Origin of the sequence: Marinobacter suaedae (assembly GCF_030519635.1) — a bacterium.
Lineage (GTDB): Bacteria > Pseudomonadota > Gammaproteobacteria > Pseudomonadales > Oleiphilaceae > Marinobacter > Marinobacter suaedae.
Genome location: NZ_JAUMIS010000003.1, coordinates 20,853 through 43,596, shown reverse-complemented (window position 1 = coordinate 43,596; position 22,744 = coordinate 20,853). Strand labels below are relative to the sequence as shown.

The following is a 22,744-nucleotide window of genomic DNA, read 5'->3' as shown; positions in this document are numbered from 1 at the left end:
TTAGAAAGCAAAGAGCGTTGCGTCATGAATTACTACAGAAGGAAACTACCCATAATGTGCCGATTCTAATCATTCTGGTTGAACTTTCAGCAGTTTTTACATTGGCTTACATAAAAAATGACAAAGCGTTAATGGACTCACGTTTTGTGAACAATTTCACACTTTTTTATAGTCCGATAACATTACTCGGCCTGTAACCGATCCCAATCAACGCCCACAAAAAAGCCCCGACAAAGCGGGGCTTTATGACTACTTGTAACGGACTTACGTTACAAACTGCACGATGGACTTCCTAGAAGGGAATGTCGTCATCAAAATCGTCGACCGGCTCAGGCATGCCGCCCTGAGGCTGCTGCGGTGCCGACTGGTTATAACCACCAGACTGCCCCCCCTGATAACCGCCACCCTGTGGCTGCTGCTGAGCCGCCGGCTGGTTGTAGGACTGCTGGGGACGACCCGCCGGAGCGCCCTGCCCCATGCCACCGCCTTCGCCACGGCTATCAAGCATCTGCATCTGGCCGTTGATGTCCACCACCACTTCGGTGGTGTAACGGTCCTGGCCGCTCTGGTCCTGCCATTTACGGGTTTGCAGCTTGCCTTCGATGTAGACCTTGGAACCCTTGCGCAGGTACTGGCCAGCGACCTCGGCGATCTTGCCGAACATCACGATGCGGTGCCATTCGGTCTTGGGCACCATCTGGCCGGTCTGACGATCCTTATAGCTTTCGTCGGTGGCCAGGTTCAGATTGACCACCGCATTGCCACTAGGGGTATAGCGGGTTTCAGGATCCTGCCCAAGGTTCCCGATGAGAATAACTTTGTTTACACCTCGTGCCATGCTTTGCTCCTGACTGAGTATCCCGGGAAAATCGGGCGTTCAAATTTAAGAACCTTCACCCTGCCGAACGAATGCAACATTCGACAGCAACGCTTCATCAAACTGTTGGCGATCCACTTTCAGATAGGCTGTTGCCGCCTCTTCGACAATCACCACGTCTTTCACGCCGGGCAATTTCCGAAGATCGTCATCGATCTGGTCGAACTGGTCACCAACTACTTGCTGCAACTGTACCACGAAACTGGTCGTGTATCCCGGGCTTGGCATCGTCATCGCGATCAGCAACCACACGCCCAAAACACCGACCATAAGCCAGAGTACACCGGTAAAACCGACGGCTTCCAGCAGGACGCCACCCAGCGCCCCGCCAAGGAAGGCACCGAAAAACTGGGACGTCGAATACACGCCCATGGCGGTTCCTTTACTCGCAGCTGGGGCTTCCTTGCTGATCAGCGACGGCAGACTGGCTTCCAGCAGATTGAACGCCATGAAAAACGCAAACAACACCCCCCAGGCCACAACCAGGCCGGTGGTCGCCGAGGTCAGCGCCGCCGTGGCCAGCGTAAGCAGGGCAATGGCGCCGCACAGAATCGGCTTCATCTTGCGCTTCTTCTCACCAATGATGATGAACGGCACCATGGCAAAGAACGAGGTGACCATCACGCTCAGGTAAAACCACCAGTGAGACTTACTGGCCAGCCCGAGCTGATCCTGCAGGATGGAGGGAAACAACAGAAACAACGCCGTCAGAACAAAATGAAGCGCAAAGATGCCGAAATCCAGCCGCAGCAGGCGACGATCGGACAAGACGGTGCTCAACATTTCCTTTGCCGGATGGGTATCCGCGCTGTTTTTATGCTGATGCGGCGTTGGAACCAGACGATTAACAATCACCAGCGCGATCAGTGCAAGCACCGCGGTGGCGTAAAAGATGCCGGAAAGCCCCCAGATGCTCCCCAGCAAGGGCCCCAGAACCAAGGACACCGAGAACGACAAACCAATGGAAATACCCACCGTGGCCATCGCCTTGGTGCGCTCTTCCTCCCGGGTCAAATCACTCAGCAACGCCATCAAGACACTGGCAATGGCACCGGCGCCCTGAAGAATCCGCCCCAGAATGACAACGTATATGGACTCAGCCGATCCGGCCAGAAGACTTCCGGCGGCGAAAATCACCAGGCCGATGTAGATCATCCGTTTGCGCCCTACCCGGTCGGACAGCAAACCAAACGGAATCTGTAAAAGAGCCTGGCTTAACCCGTAGGCACCAATGGCAAAACCGAGCAACGCCGGGGTTGCGCCCTTGAGATCGCCACCGAGCAACACGAATACCGGCATGACCATGAACAACCCCAGCATACGCATGGCGTACACAGATGCGAGGGCCGTGACTGATCGACGTTCCAACGTATTCATGAAAGCGATACCTAAACCGGGATTGATCACCAGCTACCCGAACATCAGGCAGCCGTTGCAGGCGGCGCATTGTAGCAGAACGAAAACCTGCCCGGCACCGCCAAGGACCACCGCAATCAGTGCTTTCGCTGTCCCCCGGTGAACACGTTATACTTTCCGTTTTTTCTCTGAGCGAGGTGTTATGGACCGTATTGAGATCAAGGGCGCACGCACCCACAACCTGAAGAATATCGACCTGGATCTGCCACGGGACAAGCTGATCGTGGTGACCGGGTTGTCAGGTTCCGGTAAGTCGTCCCTGGCGTTCGACACCCTGTACGCCGAGGGCCAGCGCCGCTACGTGGAGTCCCTGTCCACCTACGCCCGTCAGTTCCTGTCGATGATGGAAAAGCCCGATGTGGACCACATAGAGGGGCTATCGCCAGCCATTTCCATCGAACAGAAATCGACGTCCCATAACCCCCGCTCGACCGTCGGCACCATCACCGAAATCTACGACTACCTTCGCCTGTTGTTCGCCCGGGCTGGCGAACCACGCTGTCCCGATCACGGACAACCTCTGGAAGCCCAGACCATCAGCCAGATGGTGGATCAGGTTGTCGCCATGCCGGCCGACAGCAAACTGATGATTCTGGCGCCCGTCATTCGGGACCGAAAGGGCGAACACCACCAGATCATCGAGACCATGAAAAGCCAGGGCTTCATTCGCCTGCGCGTGGACGGAACGGTTTATGACATCGACGACGTGCCCGCCCTGGATAAAAAGCGCAAACACCAGATCGATGTTGTCGTGGACCGCTTCAAGGTCAAAGGCGGACTGGAGCAACGCCTGGCTGAGAGCTTCGAAACCGCGCTGGATCTGGCCGATGGCATCGCCATGGTCGCCCCCATGAGCGGCGAGGGTGAAGAACATATCTTCTCCGCCCGTTATGCCTGTACCCAGTGCGGTTACGCCCTGAGTGAACTGGAACCCCGCATCTTCTCTTTCAACAACCCGGCCGGCGCCTGTCCGACCTGCGATGGCCTGGGCGTCAAACAGTTTTTCGATCCGGACAAAATTATCCAGAACCCGGACGCGACCCTCGCCGCCGGCGCCATCAAGGGCTGGGACCGCCGGGCGGTGTACTACTTTCAGATGCTCACATCCGTGGCCGAGCATTACGGGATTGATTTGGAAACGCCCTGGTCGGAGCTGCCCGAAGGGTTTCGGGACACGCTGCTCAATGGTTCCGGCAAAGAAGCCATTTCGTTCCGCTACGTGAACTCTCGTGGCCACATCATGGAAAAGGCCCACTCGTTCGAAGGCATCCTGCCAAACCTGGAACGCCGCTACCGGGAAACCGATTCCCAGAGTATGCGGGAAGAGCTGGCCAGAAACCTCAGCACCCAGCCGTGCAAGGACTGCGGCGGCTCACGCCTGCGCCGCAGCGCGCGCCATGTCTTTATCGAGGACCATAACCTTGCGGACGTAACCCGCCTCCCGGTAGGTGATGCCCATGGGTATTTTGAAACCCTGGCGCTGCCCGGCCGCAAAGGCGAAATCGCAGAAAAAATCCTGAAGGAAATCCGCCAACGCCTCCAGTTCCTCGTCAACGTTGGCCTGGAATACCTGACCCTCGAGCGCAGCGCGGACACCCTTTCAGGAGGCGAAGCCCAGCGTATCCGGCTGGCCAGCCAGATTGGCGCGGGCCTCGTGGGTGTCATGTACATCCTCGACGAACCATCCATTGGCCTGCACCAGCGGGACAACGACCGCCTGCTGGCGACCCTCACCCACCTGCGGGATCTGGGCAATACGGTGATCGTGGTGGAGCACGATGAAGACGCCATCCGCGCCGCCGATCACGTTGTTGATATCGGGCCCGGCGCTGGCGTGCATGGGGGCCAGGTAATCGCCCAGGGCACCCCGCAACAGATTCTGGACAATGCCGACTCTCTGACCGGACAGTACCTGAACGGCACCAAGGAGATAGCGGTACCGGCCGAGCGCAACAAGGGCACGGGAAAATACCTGACGTTGACGGGCGCCAATGGCAACAACCTTCAAGACGTTACCCTGAAGATTCCGCTTGGTGTGATGACCTGCGTTACCGGCGTATCAGGATCGGGCAAGTCCACACTGATTAACAGCACCCTGTATCCTGTCGCAGCCACCAAGCTGAACAAAGCCACAAGTCTCAGCGCGTCGCCACACGGCGACCTGAAAGGTCTCGATCACCTCGATAAAGTGATCGACATTGACCAGAGTCCGATTGGCAGAACGCCACGCTCAAATCCGGCCACCTACACCGGCCTTTTCACGCCGATCCGTGAACTGTTCGCTGGCACCCAGGAAGCTCGCTCCCGAGGCTACAAACCCGGCCGATTCTCCTTCAACGTCAAAGGCGGCCGCTGTGAGGCCTGCCAAGGCGACGGCGTCATCAAGGTTGAGATGCACTTCCTGCCCGACGTCTATGTTCCCTGCGACGTCTGCAAAGGCAAACGCTACAACCGGGAGACCCTGGAAGTTCGCTACAAGGGCAAGAACATCCACGAAGTGCTGGAAATGACCGTGGAAGAGGGACGGGAATTCTTCGATGCCGTCCCATTTATTGCCCGCAAGCTCCAGACCCTGATTGACGTAGGCCTTTCCTACATCCGTCTTGGTCAGAGTGCCGTCACCCTCTCCGGAGGTGAGGCCCAGCGGGTCAAGCTCGCCAAGGAGTTGTCCAAGCGGGATACCGGCAAAACTCTTTATATCCTCGACGAACCTACGACTGGCCTGCACTTCTACGACATTCAACAACTGCTGAACGTTCTAGAGCGACTGCGTGATCACGGCAACACGATCGTGGTGATCGAGCACAACCTGGATGTCATCAAGACCGCGGATTGGATTGTCGACCTCGGCCCGGAGGGCGGCTCTGGTGGCGGGCAGATTATTGCTGAGGGGACTCCGGAGGAAGTATCCGAGAATGAGAGATCTCACACTGGGCGGTATTTGAAGCCGATGCTGTCGAAATAAGCCCAATTCCTATCGGTACAATTGCGGCAATAAGGAATACGGGATCTGGGCAGCCTTTCTTCTGGAAAAATAACTCGCTTCGCTCCGACATATTTTCCCGGCAGAAAGACCACCCAGACCCCTCCCGTCAGAAATTCAGGAGAAGGTGACCGGTGATGCTTGCCAAGGAGGGTGGATAGGTTTTAGTTGGAAAAAGCTGTCTGAGCGCAGCGAGTTTCTTTTTCCATAAGAAAACCTATCCACCCTCCGCCCCCACTCAGGCACCAAACTCCGGACACAAAAAAACCGGGAACCTTTCGGCACCCGGTTTTTCGCTGGACAAATCCGAAGCAATTACGCCTCGTCTTCGTCCACCTCTTCCGCTTCGATATCCAGCGGACGACCTACCAGCTCAACGAATGCCATCGGGGCATTGTCGCCGGCACGGAAGCCACACTTCAGGATACGAAGGTAACCGCCAGGACGGTCGCTGTAACGGGGGCCCAGCTCATCAAACAGCTTGGCAACCGCTTCGTCGCTACGCAGGCGCGCGAACGCCAGACGACGGTTTGCAACCGAATCATTTTTGGACAGCGTGATCAAAGGCTCAGCCACCCGACGAAGCTCTTTGGCTTTCGGCAGCGTTGTTTTGATCAGCTCGTGTTCAACCAGCGACGCAGTCATGTTACGAAACATGGCTTTGCGATGCGCGCTGGTCCGACTGAACTTACGACCACTCTTACGATGACGCATTGCTCTGATTCCTTACCTTAAACTAATCGGCGATTAACCGCCCAGAACCCGGTCGTCGCCACGAAGGCTCGCCGGCGGCCAGTTATCAAGACGCATGCCCAGAGACAAACCACGGGACGCCAGAACGTCCTTGATCTCGGTCAGCGACTTTTTACCCAGGTTAGGCGTCTTCAGCAGCTCAACTTCAGTGCGCTGAATCAGATCGCCGATGTAGTAAATATTTTCCGCCTTCAAGCAGTTAGCTGAACGCACTGTCAATTCCAGATCATCAACCGGGCGCAGCAGAATCGGATCGATTTCTTCCTCTTCTTCTACACGCTCAGGCTCTTTCTCGTGATCGAAATCAACAAACACTGCCAGTTGCTGCTGGAGAATGGTCGCGGCCCGACGAATTGCTTCTTCCGGATCGATAGTACCATTGGTCTCCAGGTCAATAACCAGCTTGTCCAGGTCGGTGCGCTGCTCAACCCGTGCACTTTCCACGGCATAAGCCACACGACGAACTGGGCTGAATGTCGCATCCAGCTGCAGGCGTCCAATCGCGCGAGTTTCGTCCTCGTCAAGACCGCGCTGGTCAGCCGGCTCATAGCCACGACCGCGGGCAATGCGCAAGCGCATGTTCACTTCACCATTTTCACTCAGGTGACAGATCTCATGGTCCGGATTGGCAATCTCGACACCGTGGTCAAGCTTGATATCGCCAGCGGTTACAACGCCCGGGCCCTTCTTGCTGAGCGTCAGCTCAACGTCGTCCCGACCGTCCAACTTTACGGCAACGCCTTTGAGATTCAGGAGAATCTCGATGACGTCTTCTTGAACACCCTCAATGGCGCTGTACTCGTGCAAGACACCGTCGATCTGCGCTTCAGTGATAGCGCAGCCCGGCATCGAAGACAGGAGAATACGGCGCAAAGCGCTACCCAGGGTATGACCGAAGCCCCTTTCCAGAGGTTCCAGCGTCACCTTGGCTCGCGTGCCGCTCAACTCCTTCACGTCAATCGTACGAGGTGTCAATAACTCATGTACTGAACGCTGCATAGACGCCCCTATCTGCTATCGTTGCTAACTAGGCTTTACTTGGAGTAAAGCTCGACGATGAGGTTCTCATTGATGTCAGCCGGCAGCTCAGTACGCTCAGGTACTGACTTGTAAACGCCGGACATCTTGTTGGCGTCGACCTCTACCCAGCTCACCGGTGCGCGGCTAGCAGACAGTTCCAGTGCGCCTTTAACACGCAGCTGGTTCTTGGCCTTTTCACGCACGCTCACAACGTCACCCGGCTTGACCTGGTAGGAAGCAATGTTCACTACCTTGTCGTTTACCAGAATCGCCTTGTGAGAAACGAGCTGACGGGATTCAGCACGGGTAGAACCAAACCCCATGCGGTATACAACGTTGTCGAGACGGCCTTCCAGAAGCTGCAGCAGGTTTTCACCGGTTGCACCCTTCAGACGGGCAGCCTCTTTGTAATAATTACGGAACTGCTTCTCAAGAACGCCGTAGATGCGACGAACTTTCTGCTTTTCGCGAAGCTGTACGCCGTATTCGGACAGACGACCACGGCCTGCGCCGTGCATGCCTGGCTTTGTCTCAATGTTGCACTTGGAGTCGAGTGCGCGAACACCGCTCTTCAGAAAAAGATCTGTCCCTTCACGACGAGACAGCTTGCACTTCGGGCCTATATAACGAGCCATAATTCACTGTCTCCTGTGTTAGACGCGGCGCTTTTTCGGCGGGCGACAACCGTTATGGGGAATCGGCGTCACATCTGTGATGTTGGTGATCTTGTAGCCACACGCGTTCAGCGCGCGAACTGCAGATTCACGTCCGGGTCCAGGACCCTTCACTTCAACATCCAGGTTTTTCAGGCCGTATTCAGCAGCCGCGTTACCGGCTCTTTCAGCTGCTACCTGCGCAGCAAAAGGTGTACTCTTACGCGACCCACGGAAACCAGAACCACCTGAAGTGGCCCAGGACAGTACGTTGCCCTGACGGTCGGAAATGGTCACGATAGTGTTGTTGAAGGACGCGTGAATGTGCGCGACGCCATCAACAACCGTCTTTTTCACCTTTTTACGGGTACGTGTACCTGGCTTTGCCATGATTGCCTACCTGTTACTTGCGAATCGGTTTGCGAGGACCTTTACGGGTGCGTGCGTTGGTCTTCGTGCGCTGACCACGGACCGGAAGTCCATGACGGTGGCGCAGACCACGGAAGCAGCCGAGATCCTTCAAACGCTTAATGTTCATCTGAACTTCACGACGCAGATCGCCTTCGACAGTCAGCTTGGTTACTTCGGTACGAAGTGACTCCAACTGCTCGTCGCTCAGGTCTTTGACCTTGACGTCCGGCTTAACGCCGGTTGCATCGCAAAGCTTCTGGGCTGTTGTCTTGCCAACACCAAAGATATAGGTGAGCGAGATAACAGCATGTTTGTTATCGGGTATATTGACACCGGCTATACGTGCCATCCAAATTACTCCGCGTTCAAAGCTTTGCTGTGTGAATTTTCCGCCACAAAAAGGGCGCGAAATAATAGCGCTCGACCCCTTATGGAGTCAAGCGCCAACATTTCGATCGCCTTTTGTGCAATCAGGTTTCCGGATAAGGATTAACCCTGACGCTGCTTGTGACGAGGCTCCGTGCAGATGACTCGAACTGAGCCATTGCGACGAATTACTTTGCAGTTACGGCAAATTTTCTTTACCGAAGCGCGTACTTTCATTGTCGACTCCAGTTTTCAAGGGGAACGGCTCAGCCGTTCCGTCCATAGCCCTTGAGATTGGATTTCTTCATCAGGGACTCATACTGATGAGACATCAGATGAGACTGTACCTGCGCCATGAAATCCATCACCACGACTACAACAATCAGCAGCGACGTCCCACCCAGGTAGAACGGAACATTCCCGGCCACCATCAGGAACTGAGGGAACAGGGAAACTGCTGCGATATACATAGCACCGAACAGGGTCAGCCGGGTCAGCACGCCATCGATGTACTTGGCGGTCTGATCACCGGGACGAATGCCCGGAATAAACGCTCCAGAGCGCTTGAGGTTATCCGCTACTTCTTTCGGGTTGTACATCAGAGCCGTATAGAAGAAGCAGAAGAAAACCACTGCTGCTGCGAACAGGATGATATACAACGGCTGACTCGGCGCCAGCGCCTGGGACAGGCTGCTCAACCACTCCATGCCTTCGCCCTGACCAAACCACTGACCGATCGATGCCGGGAACAGCAGAATGGAAGACGCAAAGATGGGCGGAATCACACCAGCCATGTTGACCTTCAGAGGCAGATGGCTCGACTGCTGAGCAAACACGCGACGCCCTTGCTGGCGCTTCGCATAGTTGATCGTCAGACGTCGCTGACCACGCTCCATGAAGACCACGAAACCGATAACAGCCACTGCCAGAACACCAATACCCAGGACAACCAGCAGGCTCATTTCGCCATTCCGGGCCTGTTCCAGAGTCTGACCGATAGCGCCAGGCAGGCCAGCAACGATACCCGCAAAAATCAGCAGCGAAATACCGTTACCAACGCCCCGCTCGGTGATCTGCTCGCCCAGCCACATCATGAACACGGCGCCACTCACGAAAGATACAACCGCCACGAAGTGGAAGCTGAAGCTGTCGTTGAAGGTCACACCCTGGGATGCCAGACCTACCGAAATGCCGGCGCCCTGAACCAGGGCCAGAACCACTGTCAGATACCGCGTGTACTGGCTGATCTTACGACGGCCAGCCTCGCCTTCCTTCTTCAGCTGCTCAAGCTGCGGACTCACCGCAGTCATGAGCTGCATGATAATAGAAGCCGAGATGTACGGCATAATACCGAGAGCGAAGATACTCATGCGCTCAAGCGCACCACCGGAAAACATGTTGAACATGCTCAGGATTGTGCCCTGATTCTGCTCGAACAAGGCTGCGAGCCGGTCAGGATTAATCCCCGGCACCGGGATGTGGGCACCGATCCGGTACACCAGCAATGCCAGGAATACAAACCAGAGCCTCGACCGAAGCTCTGCCAATCCTTTTCCTGCGCCCGCAGGCAATGATGCTGTCTTGGCCATTTAGTCCTCGACTCGCCTTAGTCTTCGACTTTTCCACCCGCGGCAGTAATTGCCTCGCGTGCACCCTTGGTTACCCGCAGGCCCTTAACAGTTACTGCACGGCTCAGTTCGCCAGACAGAATAACCTTGGCTTCACGGATTTCCTCGCGAATGATGTCTGCTTTCTTCAGAGCAGCCAGATCCACAACGTCGCCTTCCACTTTCGCCAATTCGTTCAGACGAATCTCAGCAACATAACGCTGCTGGCGAGAAGTGAAACCAAACTTCGGCAGACGACGAGCCAGAGGCTGCTGACCGCCTTCGAAGCCCGGAGCAACGGAGCCGCCGGAACGGGACTTCAGACCCTTATGACCGCGACCACCAGTTTTCCCGAGACCACTACCGATACCACGACCAACGCGCTTACCAGTTGGGCGTGAACCGGGCTCTGGACTAAGTTCGTTCAGACGCATCTTAGTTCTCCTCAACCCGAACCAGGTAATCTACCCGGTTGATCATGCCGCGGACGGAAGGAGTATCTTCCACTTCAACGGTGTGACCGATTTTACGAAGACCCAGGCCCTTTACACACAGTTTGTGCTTGGGCTGACAGCCAATTGGGCTGCGGGTCAGAGTTACTTTGATCGTTTTTGCGTTCGCCATGACTTCAACCCAGAATTTCTTCCACGGTCTTCCCGCGCTTGGCTGCGATATCTTCAGGAGCCTGCATGGCCTGAAGAGCCTTGATGGTGGAACGTACCACGTTCACCGGGTTGGTAGACCCGTAACACTTGGACAGTACGTTCTGAACACCTGTCACTTCCAGTACGGCGCGCATTGCACCGCCGGCGATAACACCGGTACCCTCGGAAGCCGGCTGCATGTAGACCTTGGAGCCGCCATGCTGAGCCTTTACCGGGTACTGCAGTGTGTTGCCGTCCAGAGGGACGTCAACCATGTTCTTGCGCGCAGCTTCCATGGCCTTCTGGATAGCAACCGGAACTTCCCGGGCCTTACCACGACCGAAACCAACGCGACCTTTGCCGTCACCCACTACAGTCAGTGCGGTGAAGGCAAAAATACGGCCACCCTTAACAACCTTGGCGACACGGTTCACCTGAACCAGTCTTTCCTGGAGCTCAGGCGCCTTCTGTTCGTTAACGCTCATTTTCTCCACCTCTTAGAATTGCAAGCCAGCTTCACGGGCGCCGTCGGCAACTGCCTGGACACGACCGTGGTAACGGTAACCGGAGCGGTCAAATGCGACCTGCTCAACACCTGCCGCCTTGGCACGCTCAGCAACCAGCTGACCGACCTTCTTGGCGGCGTCCACGTTACCGGTTGCACTCTGGCGCAGTTCCTTATCCAACGTGGAGGCAGATGCCAGAACCTTGCTGCCATCTGCAGTAGTAACCTGGGCGTACATGTGACGCGGTGTGCGGTGAACACACAGACGATTGACACCCAGCTCACGAATCTTCATACGCACTTTACGTGCGCGACGCATTCTTTCGATATTCGCGCTCATAGTCCCGCCTTATTTCTTCTTGGCTTCTTTGCGTCTGACCTGCTCATCCGCATAACGAACACCCTTACCCTTATAAGGCTCGGGCGGACGGTACGCGCGGACGTCCGCAGCGACCTGGCCAACCTGTTGCTTGTCGATACCGCGAATCACAACTTCGGTGTTCGAAGGTGTTTCGGCGGTAATACCCTCAGGCAGCTCGTACTCGACCGGGTGAGAGAAACCCAGCGTCAGATTGAGCTTCTTGCCCTGCGCCTGGGCACGGTATCCAACGCCTACCAGCTGGAGCTTGCGCTCAAAGCCAGTGGAAACGCCGACAACCATGTTGTTGACCAGTGCACGGGTGGTACCTGCAAGAGCGCGGGACTGCTTGGCGCCATCGCGCGCCGCGAAACGCAGTACGTTCTCTTCCTGCTTTACTTCCACCGCCTGGTGGATGTTCATTTCAAGAGTCCCTTTGGAACCCTTAACACTGATTTCCTGTCCGTTCAGCTTAACCTCAACACCGGAAGGCAGCACGACAGGATTATTGGCAACCCTGGACATGTGTATCTCCTAGAATACGGTGCAGATGACTTCGCCACCCACGCCTGCAGCACGTGCAGCGCGGTCTGTCATAACGCCCTTGGACGTTGAGACAATCGCGACCCCAAGACCACCGGAAACTTTCGGCAGCTCCTCAGCACCTTTATATTGGCGCAGACTCGGACGACTGACCCGCTTGATCTCTTCGATCACAGGCTTACCGCCGAAGTACTTCAGAGTGATGGTCAGCTCGGGCTTCGCGTCGGCTGATACGGAGAAATCCTCAACATAACCTTCGTCCTTCAGGACCTGGGCTACGGAGACTTTCATTTTTGAAGACGGCATCGTCACGTCAGCTTTCGACGCCATCTGAGCATTACGAATACGGGTAAACATATCCGCAAGCGTGTCTTGCATACTCATTGGTATGAGGCTCCTGATCTTTTTAGTTGTGCAGCGGCTTGCCGCACCGCTTACCAACAGGCACCTGACCGAAGTCAGGCTGCCTATCTTACCAGCTTGCTTTGGTCAGGCCCGGAACGTCACCGCGCATGCCGTATTCACGGAGCTTGATCCGTGACAGCTCGAACTTGCGCAGGACGCCGTGAGGGCGACCAGTTACCTGGCAACGATTCCGAAGACGTGCGGGACTCGCGTCACGAGGAAGCTGCTGGAGCTTCATCTGCGCGTCCCAGCGGTCTTCATCGCTGGTGTTAGGGTTCTTGATAATCGCCTTGAGCTCGGCGCGCTTGGCTGCGTACTTAGCCACAGTCTTTTCGCGCTTGAGCTCACGGTTTTTCATGGAAACCTTAGCCATTACACTCGTTCCTTTATTTCTTGAACGGAAAGCCGAAGGCTTTCAACAGTTCGCGGCCTTCATCATCGGAGCCGGCTGTGGTGGTAATGGTGATGTCCAGACCACGGATCTTGTCGACTTTGTCGTACTCGATTTCCGGGAAAATGATCTGCTCACGCACGCCCATGCTGTAGTTACCACGACCGTCGAACGACTTGGGGTTCAGACCGCGGAAGTCACGAATGCGGGGAACCGCAATGTGCACCAGACGGTCAAAGAAGTCCCACATACGCTCGCCACGCAGAGTAACTTTACAGCCGATCGGCCAACCTTCACGGATCTTGAAGCCAGCCACTGACTTACGCGCCTTGGTTACTACAGCCTTTTGGCCTGCCAGACGCTCAAGATCAGCAACAGCGTTCTCGATCAGCTTCTTGTCGCCAACCGCTTCGCCGACACCCATGTTGAGGGTGATCTTTTCGATACGCGGAACCTGCATCGGATTCTTGTAACCGAACTCTTTCTGCAGGGCGGGTACCACTTCTTTCGTGTACTGCTCTTTCATGTTCAGCATCGTCACCACCCCCGATTACTGGCTATCGACAGTTTCGTTTGTGGACTTAAAAATCCGCACCTTGGTGCCGTCTTCCTTAACCTGGAAGCCTACACGATCGGCTTTGCCGGTCTGCGGATTAAAAATAGCCACATTCGAAGCCTGGATAGGTGCTTCTTTCTCGACGATACCACCCGGGGTGCCCAGCATCGGGTTCGGCTTGGTGTGCTTCTTGATCATATTGATACCAGAAACTACAACACGGCCGTCGTCCTGAACGCGCAGAACTTTACCACGTTTGCCTTTATCTTTCCCCGTGGTGACGATTACTTCGTCATCTCGTTTGATCTTTTTCATAACCGGCCTCTGGTCCTTTAAAGTACTTCGGGTGCCAGTGAAATAATTTTCATGAACTTCTCATTACGCAGTTCACGAGTAACCGGCCCGAAGATACGGGTACCGATTGGTGCGTCCTGATTGTTCAGAAGTACTGCAGCATTTCCGTCGAAACGGATCAGCGAACCGTCTGAGCGACGCACACCCTTGCGAGTACGCACCACAACAGCCTTCAGGACCTGGCCTTTCTTCACCTTACCGCGGGGGATGGCTTCCTTGACGGTCACCTTGATGATATCCCCAACGCTAGCGTAACGCCGGTGTGAACCGCCCAGGACCTTGATGCACATCACCTGACGTGCACCGCTGTTATCCGCGACTTCAAGCATTGTTTGAGTCTGAATCATGGTTGTTCTCCGGGCGAATTACACCTTGGATGCAGCTTCGGTCACTTCCACCAGGGCCCAGGTCTTGGTCTTGGAGACCGGACGGGTTTCCTGAATGGTCACAGTGTCACCGATGTTGCACTGGTTATTCTCATCATGAGCGTGAATCTTGGTAGAGCGCTTCATGTACTTACCGTACAGAGGGTGCTTAACCTGACGCTCAACCAGAACCACGATGGACTTATCCATCTTGTTGCTCACGACCTTGCCGCTCAGAGTTCTGGCAGTTTGGGTAGCTTCGGTCATGTCACTGTCCTGCCTTTTCGTTCAATACTGTTTTCACGCGAGCGATGTCACGCTTCACCTTGGCGAGGAGGTGAGACTGATTCAGCTGACCTGTCGCTTTGCGCATGCGAAGGTTGAACTGCTCCTTCAGCAGGTCGATCAGCTCTTTGTTCAGCTCCTCGACTGATTTTTCACGCAGCTCTGTTGCTTTCATCACATCACCGTCCTCGTTACAAAGGTGGTCTGAACCGGCAGTTTGGCTGCCGCGAGCGTGAAGGCTTCACGCGCGAGTTCCTCGCTCACACCTTCCATCTCGTAAAGCATCCTACCAGGCTGGATTTCAGCCACCCAATACTCGACAGAACCTTTACCTTTACCCATACGTACTTCCAGCGGCTTACCGGTGATCGGCTTGTCCGGGAACACCCGGATCCAGATCTTACCGCCCCGCTTGATACGACGAGTCATGGTACGACGCGCTGCCTCAATCTGGCGCGCAGTTATACGCCCACGGCTGGTCGCCTTCAATCCGTATTCACCGAAGCTCACCTTATTAGCTCGCTGAGCAAGACCGGTGTTACGGCCTTTCATTACCTTGCGAAATTTGGTGCGTTTTGGTTGCAGCATAAGAGTGCCCCTTTACTTAGAACCTTTCTTCCCAGAGGCTTTCTTGTCAGCACGGACCTGCTCCATACCACCAAGAATCTCACCTTTGAAGATCCATACCTTGACGCCGATTACGCCGTAGGTGGTATGCGCTTCATAGGTTGCGTAATCAATGTCTGCACGCAGTGTGTGCAGAGGTACACGACCTTCGCGATACCACTCGGAACGAGCGATTTCAGCACCCCCAAGACGGCCGCCAACCTGAATCTTGATGCCCTTGGCGCCCTGACGCATGGCGTTTTGTACCGCACGCTTCATGGCACGACGGAACATCACGCGACGCTCAAGCTGACCAGCAACGTTTTGTGCTACCAGGCGAGCATCCAGATCCGGCTTGCGAACTTCTTCGATGTTGATGTGCACAGGCACGCCCATCATGTCGCTGACTTCGCGACGCAGACGGTCAACATCTTCACCCTTCTTACCGATAACAATACCGGGACGGGCAGTATGGATCGTGATACGGGCGTTCTGAGCGGGGCGCTCGATCACAATCTTGCTGACAGACGCCTTGACCAGACGCTTGTCCAGGAACTCGCGAACCTCGATATCATTCAAAAGGTTTTTCGCGTAGTCCTTCTTGTCGGCATACCAGACTGAGTTGTGCTCTTTGATCACACCCAGGCGAATGCCGGTTGGATTTACTTTATGACCCATCTGAGCATCTCCTACTTGTCGGCGACCTTGACGGTGATATGACAGGTGCGCTTGAAAATACGATCAGCGCGCCCCTTGGCTCGAGCTTTAATGCGCTTGAGCGTCGGCCCCTCGTCCACCATGACGGTAGACACCTTCAGGTCATCCACATCCAGACCTTCGTTGTGCTCAGCGTTGGCAATTGCAGACTCAAGAGCTTTCTTGATAACTACAGCTGCCTTCTTCGGGCTAAAAGTCAAAATATTCAGGGCGTCCTCAACAGCCTTGCCGCGTACCTGGTCGGCGACAAGACGTGCTTTCTGAGCTGAGAGGCGAGCGCCCTTGTACTTGGCTGCTACTTCCATTTCTATTACCTCACAATCAGCGTTTAGCTTTCTTGTCGGCTGCATGACCACGATAAGTACGCGTTGCCGCGAACTCACCCAGCTTATGTCCAACCATATCTTCGGTGACATAAACCGGCACGTGCTGCTTGCCGTTATGGACTGCAATGGTCAGGCCTACCATCTCCGGGAAGACTGTGGACCGGCGGGACCAGGTTTTGATCGGCCGCTTGTCGTTAGCTTCCAGAGCTGCCTCGACCTTCTTCAACAGATGCAGGTCTATAAAAGGACCTTTCTTTAAAGAACGTGGCACAGCAATTACCTCTATGTAGTCGTTTACTTGGCTGAACGACGACGTACTATCATTTTGTCAGTACGCTTGTTCTTACGAGTCTTATGCCCTTTGGTCGGAACACCCCACGGAGTAACCGGGTGACGCCCGCCAGAGGTACGCCCTTCACCACCACCATGCGGGTGGTCAACTGGGTTCATAGCAACACCACGTACTGTTGGGCGTTTGCCGCGCCAACGTGATGCACCCGCTTTACCAAGCTGCTTGAGGCTGTGCTCGCTGTTACATACTTCACCCAGCGTTGCACGGCAATCTACAAGCACCTTTCGCATTTCACCTGAGCGCAGGCGGATGGTTGCATACGCACCTTCCCGAGCCACCAGCTGTACGGATGCGCCCGCGGAGCGAGCCAGCTGAGCACCTTTGCCAGGCTTGAGTTCGACGCAGTGGATCACAGAACCAACCGGAATATTCCGGAGCGGCAGAGTGGAACCCACCTTAATCGGCGCGTCGACGCCAGAGCGCACAGGATCGCCTACCTTCATACCCTTGGGAGCAATGATGTAACGACGCTCACCATCGGCATACTTCAGAAGAGCAATGTGCGCAGAGCGGTTCGGATCGTATTCCAGACGCTCAATAGTCGCCGGAACACCATCTTTGGTCCGCTTAAAATCAATGACACGGTAGTGCTGCTTATGACCACCACCAATGTGACGAGTGGTAATGCGACCAGCATTGTTACGACCACCCGACTTTTTCAGAGTCTCTACCAACGGCTCGTAAGGGCGCCCTTTGTACAGATCAGGGTTGTAAGTTTTTACAACGTGACGGCGTCCGGCAGATGTTGGCTTGGTTTTGACGATCGGCATTTTACGACCCCTTTACCTTATTCCACATCCATAAAATCGATGTCCTGACCTTCTGCCAGCTTTACGTAAGCCTTACGAATGTCATTACGCTTGCCGAACCCGCGGATAGTACGCTTGAGCTTACCCTTGCGGTTCAGAACCTGAACACCTTCTACAGTGACGTTGAACAACTGCTCAACGGCCTTCTTGATCTCCGGCTTGGTTGCATCAGGCGCTACACGAAAGACAACCTGACCACGCTCTGCCGCCAGAGACGCTTTTTCTGATACGTGAGGTCCCAGAAGAACCTTATAAATACGTTCCTGATTCATCCCAGCATCTCCTCGATCTTCTTCAGAGCGGGAACAGTCACTACGACTTTCTCGAAGGCAACCAGGCTAACCGGATCCAGGCCAGCGACATCACGCACATCAACGTGCGGAATGTTGCGGGATGCCAGGTGAAGGTTCTGCTCCACACTGTCAGACAGGATCAGAGCATTAGATACACCGATATCCTTCAGCTTGGCAGTAAACGCCTTGGTCTTCGGAGTCTCGACATTCATGTCGTCAACCACTACCAGACGCTCCTGGCGAACCAGCTCGGACAGAATAGAGCGCATGGCCGCACGGTACATCTTGCGGTTAACCTTCTGCTCAAAGTCGCGCGGCTTGGCAGCAAAAGTCACACCACCAGAACGCCAGATCGGACTACGAATGGTACCCGCACGAGCACGACCAGTACCCTTCTGACGCCACGGCTTCTTACCACCGCCACTAACTTCAGAACGCGTCTTCTGAGCCTTGGTACCCTGACGGCCGGCCGCCATGTAGGCAGTTACCACCTGGTGAACCAGGGACTCGTTAAAATCTCTTGCGAAAGTAGCGTCGGAAACAGAAACGCCCTTTCCGCTACCAGTAATTGTCAATTCCATCGCACCGCTCCTCAGGCTTTAACTGCAGGCTTGATGACAACATCGCCGCCAGTTGCGCCAGGTACGGCACCACTTACCAGCAGCAGGTTGCGCTCGGCGTCGACACGGACAACTTTCAGGTTCTGCACGGTGACACGCGCATTACCCATCTGCCCCGCCATCTTCTTGCCCTTAAATACCCGACCCGGAGTCTGGTTCTGACCGATAGAACCAGGCGCACGATGGGACAGGGAGTTACCGTGAGTAGCGTCTTGCGTGGAGAAGTTCCAGCGCTTAACACCGCCCTGGAAGCCCTTACCCTTGGACTGACCGATCGCATCGACAACCTGACCATCTTCGAAGATGGAGGCATTAATTTCGCCACCCAGCGCCAGCTCTTCACCTTCACCGTCAGCCAGGCGGAATTCCCACACGCCACGACCAGCTTCTACGCCGGCTTTGGCAAAGTGACCTGCTGCACTCTTGGTTACACGAGAAGCACGACGAGCACCTACGGTCACCTGAACGGCGCGGTAGCCATCGCTTTCAAGGGTTTTCAACTGAGTAATCCGGTTGGGCTCAACCTCGATTACCGTTACAGGCACTGCGTGCCCTTCATCCGTAAAAATACGGGTCATACCGGCCTTGCGACCGACAATACCAATTGCCATGTTTCACCTCTTAAGTGTACGGGGCTCTCACCCTCTATGGCCTTAGGACAGTTACACAGACTAATACCGGGCGGTATTAGCCGAGGCTGATCTGAACGTCTACACCTGCTGCCAGGTCCAGTTTCATCAGAGCATCTACTGTCTTTTCCGTCGGCTCAACAATGTCGAGCAGACGCTTGTGAGTACGAATTTCATACTGATCACGCGCGTCTTTATTGACGTGCGGAGAGATCAGAACGGTGTACTTTTCCTTCCGCGTCGGCAGAGGGATAGGGCCACGCACCTGAGCGCCGGTCCGCTTGGCGGTATCGACAATCTCCTGCGTGGACTGGTCGATAAGACGATAATCAAACGCCTTCAACCGAATTCGAATTTTTTGGCTTTGCATGATGCACCAAACTCCACTCGTAGCAGCTACTAGTTAGCCGACCTTCAAAAAAAGGAGCCGCATTGTATGCATAATACCCAACCCTGTCAACAGCTATAGCCACCGACGGGAGCGGGCAAGGACTTTGCGACTTAAATAGAAAAAGGGGCTGATAAATCAGCCCCTTTCTCAGGATCACCCGAGAATATTACTCGATGATCTTGGATACCACGCCGGCACCAACGGTACGGCCACCTTCGCGGATTGCGAAGCGCAGACCATCTTCCATGGCGATCGGAGCGATCAGGGTAACACTCATCTTCACGTTGTCACCCGGCATAACCATTTCTACGCCTTCCGGCAGTTCGCAAGAACCGGTTACGTCGGTGGTACGGAAGTAGAACTGAGGACGGTAGCCCTTGAAGAACGGGGTATGACGACCACCTTCTTCTTTGCTCAGTACGTACACTTCGCACTCGAACTTGGTGTGCGGAGTGATGGAACCCGGCACCGCCAGAACCTGGCCACGCTCAACGTCGTCACGCTTGGTACCACGCAGCAGAACACCAACGTTCTCACCGGCACGACCTTCGTCGAGCAGCTTACGGAACATTTCAACACCGGTACAGGTGGTCTTGGTGGTCTCACGGATACCAACAATTTCAACTTCGTCGCCAACCTTGATGATGCCACGCTCTACACGACCGGTAACAACAGTACCACGGCCAGAGATAGAGAATACGTCCTCGATCGGCATCAGGAACGGCTGGTCAATGGCACGCTCCGGCTCAGGGATGTAGTCGTCCAGGGCTTCTACCAGCTTCTTAACAGCGGTAGTACCCATTTCGTTGTCATCCTTACCTTCCAGAGCCATCAGGGCAGAACCGGTGATGATCGGAGTGTCGTCACCCGGGAAGTCGTACTGGCTCAGCAGGTCACGAACTTCCATCTCTACCAGCTCAAGCAGCTCTTCATCGTCAACCATGTCGGCCTTGTTCAGGAACACAACGATGAAAGGAACGCCAACCTGACGGGACAGCAGGATGTGCTCACGAGTCTGCGGCATGGGGCCGTCAGCTGCGGAGCAAACCAGGATCGCGCCGTCCATCTGCGCCGCACCAGTGATCATGTTCTTCACATAGTCAGCGTGGCCCGGGCAGTCTACGTGCGCGTAGTGACGAGTCGGAGAATCGTACTCAACGTGAGAAGTAGCGATGGTGATACCACGCGCTTTCTCTTCCGGAGCGTTATCGATCTGGTCAAACGCACTGGCAGTACCTGTACCCCATACTTCGTGACACACACGAGTCAGAGCGGCAGTCAGAGTGGTTTTACCATGGTCAACGTGACCGATGGTGCCCACGTTTACGTGGGGCTTACTACGTTCAAATTTTTCTTTAGACACGGTTACACCTCTTCCTGTTTCTTAAGTCCGGGAATCAACCCTGTTTCATGATTGCTTCGGCAATGTTCGACGGCGCTTCCGAGTAACCGGAGAACTCCATGGAGTATGACGCCCGACCCTGAGTCGCAGAACGCAGGTCGGTGGCATAACCGAACATCTCCGCCAGCGGAACTTCAGCTCGAACCAGCTTGCCGGAGGGATTTTCATCCATACCCTGAACCAGACCACGACGACGGTTCAGGTCACCGACGACGTCACCCATGTAGTCTTCAGGAGTGACAACTTCAACCTTCATGATCGGCTCAAGCAGCGCCGGGTTCGCCTCAAGCGCGCCCTTCTTCATGGCCATGGAACCCGCGATCTTGAACGCCATTTCGTTGGAGTCCACATCGTGGTAGGAGCCATCATACAGAGTGGCCTTGATACCCAGCAGCGGGTAACCGGCCAGACAGCCGTTTTGCATCTGCTCTTCGATGCCCTGCTGAACCGCCGGGATGTATTCCTTCGGAACCACACCACCGACGATCTCGTTCACGAAAATGAAGTTTTCGGTATCGTCGTCCAGAGGCAGCGGCTCCAGCTTGACCTTGACGTGACCGTACTGACCACGACCGCCAGACTGGCGCACGAACTTGCCTTCGACATCAACCGGCTTCCGGATGCACTCACGGTAGGCCACCTGCGGCTTACCAATGTTGGCCTCAACCTTGAACTCGCGACGCATACGATCAACGATGATGTCCAGGTGAAGCTCACCCATACCGGAAATGATGGTCTGGCCAGACTCTTCGTCCGTGCGAACGCGGAACGACGGATCTTCCTGAGCCAGCTTACCCAGGGCAACACCCATCTTTTCCTGATCAGCCTTGGACTTCGGCTCAACTGCTACAGAGATAACCGGCTCCGGGAACTCCATGCGCTCGAGAACGATTTTGTTGTTCTCATCACACAGGGTGTCACCGGTCGTCACGCTCTTCAGACCGATAGCCGCAGCGATGTCACCAGCCAGTACTTCTTTGATTTCCTGACGGTCCTTCGAGTGCATCTGCACCATACGACCAACACGCTCTTTCTTACCCTTCACAGAGTTGTAGACCGCATTGCCGCTTTCCAGGGTTCCCGAGTACACACGGAAGAACGTCAGAGTACCAACAAACGGGTCAGTGGCGATCTTGAACGCCAGCGCCGCGAACGGGGCGTTGTCGTCGACCGGACGAGTTTCCTCGGTACCTTCGTCGTCAACTTCACCGCGGATGGCCTTAACTTCGTCCGGAGCCGGCAGGAACTCGATAACCGCATCCAGAACCGCCTGAACACCCTTGTTCTTGAACGCAGAACCACAGGTAGCCAGCACGATCTCGTTAGCCAGGGTGCGCTGACGCAGACCAGCCTTGATCTCGTCATTGGTCAGCTCGCCGCCTTCCAGGTACTTGTCCATGAACTCTTCGTTGGCTTCGGCAGCAGCCTCAACCATCTGCTCACGGTACATTTCACACTCTTCGAGCAGCTCAGCAGGAATGTCCCTCTCTTCGTAGGTCATTCCGGAATCAGCTTCATTCCAGTAGATAGCCTTCATACGAATGAGGTCTACCACGCCCTGGAAGTCTTCCTCGGCACCGATCGGCAGCTGAATGGGCACAGGAGTCGCACCCAGACGGTTCTTGATCTGATCCACAACACGCAGGAAGTTAGCACCAGCACGGTCCATCTTGTTGACGAACACCATGCGGGGAACTTCATACTTGTTAGCCTGACGCCAAACAGTTTCAGACTGCGGCTCAACACCAGAAGAACCACAGAAAACAACCACCGCACCGTCGAGTACACGCAGGGAACGCTCTACTTCGATGGTGAAGTCTACGTGCCCCGGAGTATCGATGATGTTGATACGGTGCTCAGGATATTGCTTGTCCATACCCTGCCAGAAACAGGTGGTCGCAGCAGAGGTAATGGTGATACCACGCTCCTGCTCCTGTTCCATCCAGTCCATGGTGGCGGCGCCATCATGAACCTCACCGATCTTGTGAGACAGACCGGTATAGAACAGAACCCGCTCGGTGGTCGTGGTTTTGCCCGCATCAACGTGCGCACAAATACCGATGTTTCTGTATCGCTTGATTGGAGTTTTGCGTGCCACTGTATAAAC

The 22,744-nt window shown here is 55.1% G+C and carries 33 protein-coding genes; 1 reads left to right on the top strand and 32 read right to left on the bottom strand.

Annotated features, from left to right (window positions below):
• Positions 1–292 precede the first annotated feature (292 nt).
• Complete coding sequence (gene ssb, locus QVZ43_RS15775) at positions 293–838, bottom strand: single-stranded DNA-binding protein (RefSeq protein ID WP_302910682.1); 546 nt, start codon at positions 836–838, stop codon at positions 293–295.
• Positions 839–883: 45 nt separating this feature from the next.
• Positions 884–2,254, bottom strand: coding sequence for an MFS transporter (locus QVZ43_RS15770; protein WP_223795723.1), 1,371 nt, complete (start codon positions 2,252–2,254; stop codon positions 884–886).
• Positions 2,255–2,435: 181 nt separating this feature from the next.
• Between QVZ43_RS15770 and uvrA the strand changes: the two genes are divergently transcribed.
• Positions 2,436–5,258 (top strand): excinuclease ABC subunit UvrA, encoded by a 2,823-nt coding sequence (gene uvrA / locus QVZ43_RS15765; RefSeq protein WP_302910681.1) that lies wholly within the window; start codon positions 2,436–2,438, stop codon positions 5,256–5,258.
• A 333-nt stretch (positions 5,259–5,591) separates the two neighbouring features.
• Here uvrA and rplQ read toward each other — a convergent pair whose 3' ends face one another.
• From rplQ to fusA, 30 genes are all read right to left on the bottom strand, one after another.
• The gene (gene rplQ, locus QVZ43_RS15760; RefSeq protein ID WP_206645249.1) at positions 5,592–5,990 is read right to left on the bottom strand and encodes a 50S ribosomal protein L17; all 399 of its coding nucleotides are present in this window, start codon (positions 5,988–5,990) and stop codon (positions 5,592–5,594) included.
• 33 nt (positions 5,991–6,023) lie between these two features.
• Complete coding sequence (locus QVZ43_RS15755) at positions 6,024–7,028, bottom strand: DNA-directed RNA polymerase subunit alpha (RefSeq protein WP_223795725.1); 1,005 nt, start codon at positions 7,026–7,028, stop codon at positions 6,024–6,026.
• 35 nt (positions 7,029–7,063) lie between these two features.
• Positions 7,064–7,684 (bottom strand): 30S ribosomal protein S4, encoded by a 621-nt coding sequence (gene rpsD / locus QVZ43_RS15750; protein WP_223795726.1) that lies wholly within the window; start codon positions 7,682–7,684, stop codon positions 7,064–7,066.
• An 18-nt stretch (positions 7,685–7,702) separates the two neighbouring features.
• Positions 7,703–8,092 (bottom strand): 30S ribosomal protein S11, encoded by a 390-nt coding sequence (gene rpsK, locus QVZ43_RS15745; RefSeq protein ID WP_007153992.1) that lies wholly within the window; start codon positions 8,090–8,092, stop codon positions 7,703–7,705.
• A gap of 13 nt (positions 8,093–8,105) precedes the next feature.
• Entirely contained in the window at positions 8,106–8,462 is a 357-nt protein-coding gene (rpsM, locus tag QVZ43_RS15740; protein WP_206645246.1) for a 30S ribosomal protein S13, read from the bottom strand.
• Positions 8,463–8,602: 140 nt separating this feature from the next.
• Positions 8,603–8,716 carry a 50S ribosomal protein L36 gene (gene rpmJ / locus QVZ43_RS15735; protein ID WP_004580765.1) on the bottom strand — a complete coding sequence of 38 codons (114 nt, stop codon included), beginning with the start codon at positions 8,714–8,716 and terminating at the stop codon, positions 8,603–8,605.
• A 29-nt stretch (positions 8,717–8,745) separates the two neighbouring features.
• Positions 8,746–10,068: a preprotein translocase subunit SecY gene (gene secY / locus QVZ43_RS15730; RefSeq protein WP_223795727.1), complete on the bottom strand. Its 1,323-nt coding sequence runs from the start codon at positions 10,066–10,068 to the stop codon at positions 8,746–8,748.
• Between the two features lie 17 nt (positions 10,069–10,085).
• The gene (gene rplO, locus QVZ43_RS15725) at positions 10,086–10,520 is read right to left on the bottom strand and encodes a 50S ribosomal protein L15 (protein WP_223795728.1); all 435 of its coding nucleotides are present in this window, start codon (positions 10,518–10,520) and stop codon (positions 10,086–10,088) included.
• Position 10,521: 1 nt separating this feature from the next.
• Positions 10,522–10,710: a 50S ribosomal protein L30 gene (rpmD, locus tag QVZ43_RS15720; RefSeq protein ID WP_223795729.1), complete on the bottom strand. Its 189-nt coding sequence runs from the start codon at positions 10,708–10,710 to the stop codon at positions 10,522–10,524.
• 4 nt (positions 10,711–10,714) lie between these two features.
• On the bottom strand, positions 10,715–11,215 hold the full coding sequence (rpsE, locus tag QVZ43_RS15715; protein ID WP_223795730.1) for a 30S ribosomal protein S5: 501 nt from the start codon (positions 11,213–11,215) through the stop codon (positions 10,715–10,717).
• A 12-nt stretch (positions 11,216–11,227) separates the two neighbouring features.
• Positions 11,228–11,575 carry a 50S ribosomal protein L18 gene (rplR, locus tag QVZ43_RS15710; RefSeq protein WP_223795731.1) on the bottom strand — a complete coding sequence of 116 codons (348 nt, stop codon included), beginning with the start codon at positions 11,573–11,575 and terminating at the stop codon, positions 11,228–11,230.
• Between the two features lie 9 nt (positions 11,576–11,584).
• Positions 11,585–12,118: a 50S ribosomal protein L6 gene (gene rplF, locus QVZ43_RS15705; protein ID WP_223795732.1), complete on the bottom strand. Its 534-nt coding sequence runs from the start codon at positions 12,116–12,118 to the stop codon at positions 11,585–11,587.
• Between the two features lie 9 nt (positions 12,119–12,127).
• Positions 12,128–12,520 carry a 30S ribosomal protein S8 gene (gene rpsH, locus QVZ43_RS15700; RefSeq protein WP_223795733.1) on the bottom strand — a complete coding sequence of 131 codons (393 nt, stop codon included), beginning with the start codon at positions 12,518–12,520 and terminating at the stop codon, positions 12,128–12,130.
• Between the two features lie 88 nt (positions 12,521–12,608).
• Complete coding sequence (gene rpsN / locus QVZ43_RS15695; RefSeq protein ID WP_223795734.1) at positions 12,609–12,914, bottom strand: 30S ribosomal protein S14; 306 nt, start codon at positions 12,912–12,914, stop codon at positions 12,609–12,611.
• Between the two features lie 13 nt (positions 12,915–12,927).
• Positions 12,928–13,467 (bottom strand): 50S ribosomal protein L5, encoded by a 540-nt coding sequence (gene rplE, locus QVZ43_RS15690; protein WP_223795735.1) that lies wholly within the window; start codon positions 13,465–13,467, stop codon positions 12,928–12,930.
• A 15-nt stretch (positions 13,468–13,482) separates the two neighbouring features.
• A complete protein-coding gene (gene rplX, locus QVZ43_RS15685) occupies positions 13,483–13,803 on the bottom strand; it encodes a 50S ribosomal protein L24 (RefSeq protein ID WP_223795736.1) in 321 nt (106 codons plus the stop codon).
• Positions 13,804–13,820: 17 nt separating this feature from the next.
• Positions 13,821–14,189: a 50S ribosomal protein L14 gene (gene rplN, locus QVZ43_RS15680; RefSeq protein ID WP_206645236.1), complete on the bottom strand. Its 369-nt coding sequence runs from the start codon at positions 14,187–14,189 to the stop codon at positions 13,821–13,823.
• 18 nt (positions 14,190–14,207) lie between these two features.
• Entirely contained in the window at positions 14,208–14,474 is a 267-nt protein-coding gene (gene rpsQ / locus QVZ43_RS15675; protein ID WP_223795737.1) for a 30S ribosomal protein S17, read from the bottom strand.
• A gap of 1 nt (position 14,475) precedes the next feature.
• Positions 14,476–14,667 carry a 50S ribosomal protein L29 gene (gene rpmC, locus QVZ43_RS15670; protein ID WP_223795768.1) on the bottom strand — a complete coding sequence of 64 codons (192 nt, stop codon included), beginning with the start codon at positions 14,665–14,667 and terminating at the stop codon, positions 14,476–14,478.
• Positions 14,667–15,080, bottom strand: a complete 414-nt coding sequence (gene rplP / locus QVZ43_RS15665) for a 50S ribosomal protein L16 (protein ID WP_223795738.1) — start codon at positions 15,078–15,080, stop codon at positions 14,667–14,669. The genes rpmC and rplP overlap by 1 nt, the downstream gene beginning before the upstream one ends.
• 12 nt (positions 15,081–15,092) lie before the next feature.
• Positions 15,093–15,776, bottom strand: coding sequence for a 30S ribosomal protein S3 (gene rpsC / locus QVZ43_RS15660; RefSeq protein ID WP_223795739.1), 684 nt, complete (start codon positions 15,774–15,776; stop codon positions 15,093–15,095).
• A gap of 11 nt (positions 15,777–15,787) precedes the next feature.
• Positions 15,788–16,120 (bottom strand): 50S ribosomal protein L22, encoded by a 333-nt coding sequence (gene rplV, locus QVZ43_RS15655; protein WP_223795740.1) that lies wholly within the window; start codon positions 16,118–16,120, stop codon positions 15,788–15,790.
• 16 nt (positions 16,121–16,136) lie between these two features.
• The gene (gene rpsS, locus QVZ43_RS15650; protein ID WP_007154011.1) at positions 16,137–16,412 is read right to left on the bottom strand and encodes a 30S ribosomal protein S19; all 276 of its coding nucleotides are present in this window, start codon (positions 16,410–16,412) and stop codon (positions 16,137–16,139) included.
• A gap of 23 nt (positions 16,413–16,435) precedes the next feature.
• Complete coding sequence (gene rplB, locus QVZ43_RS15645) at positions 16,436–17,263, bottom strand: 50S ribosomal protein L2 (RefSeq protein WP_223795741.1); 828 nt, start codon at positions 17,261–17,263, stop codon at positions 16,436–16,438.
• 17 nt (positions 17,264–17,280) lie between these two features.
• Positions 17,281–17,574: a 50S ribosomal protein L23 gene (gene rplW / locus QVZ43_RS15640; protein ID WP_206645231.1), complete on the bottom strand. Its 294-nt coding sequence runs from the start codon at positions 17,572–17,574 to the stop codon at positions 17,281–17,283.
• Positions 17,571–18,176 (bottom strand): 50S ribosomal protein L4, encoded by a 606-nt coding sequence (gene rplD / locus QVZ43_RS15635; protein WP_223795742.1) that lies wholly within the window; start codon positions 18,174–18,176, stop codon positions 17,571–17,573. The genes rplW and rplD overlap by 4 nt, the downstream gene beginning before the upstream one ends.
• 11 nt (positions 18,177–18,187) lie before the next feature.
• Entirely contained in the window at positions 18,188–18,826 is a 639-nt protein-coding gene (gene rplC, locus QVZ43_RS15630) for a 50S ribosomal protein L3 (protein WP_223795743.1), read from the bottom strand.
• Positions 18,827–18,902: 76 nt separating this feature from the next.
• On the bottom strand, positions 18,903–19,214 hold the full coding sequence (gene rpsJ, locus QVZ43_RS15625; RefSeq protein ID WP_004580743.1) for a 30S ribosomal protein S10: 312 nt from the start codon (positions 19,212–19,214) through the stop codon (positions 18,903–18,905).
• 187 nt (positions 19,215–19,401) lie between these two features.
• Positions 19,402–20,598: an elongation factor Tu gene (gene tuf / locus QVZ43_RS15620; protein WP_223795744.1), complete on the bottom strand. Its 1,197-nt coding sequence runs from the start codon at positions 20,596–20,598 to the stop codon at positions 19,402–19,404.
• A 34-nt stretch (positions 20,599–20,632) separates the two neighbouring features.
• Entirely contained in the window at positions 20,633–22,735 is a 2,103-nt protein-coding gene (gene fusA / locus QVZ43_RS15615; RefSeq protein ID WP_223795745.1) for an elongation factor G, read from the bottom strand.
• Positions 22,736–22,744 lie beyond the last annotated feature (9 nt).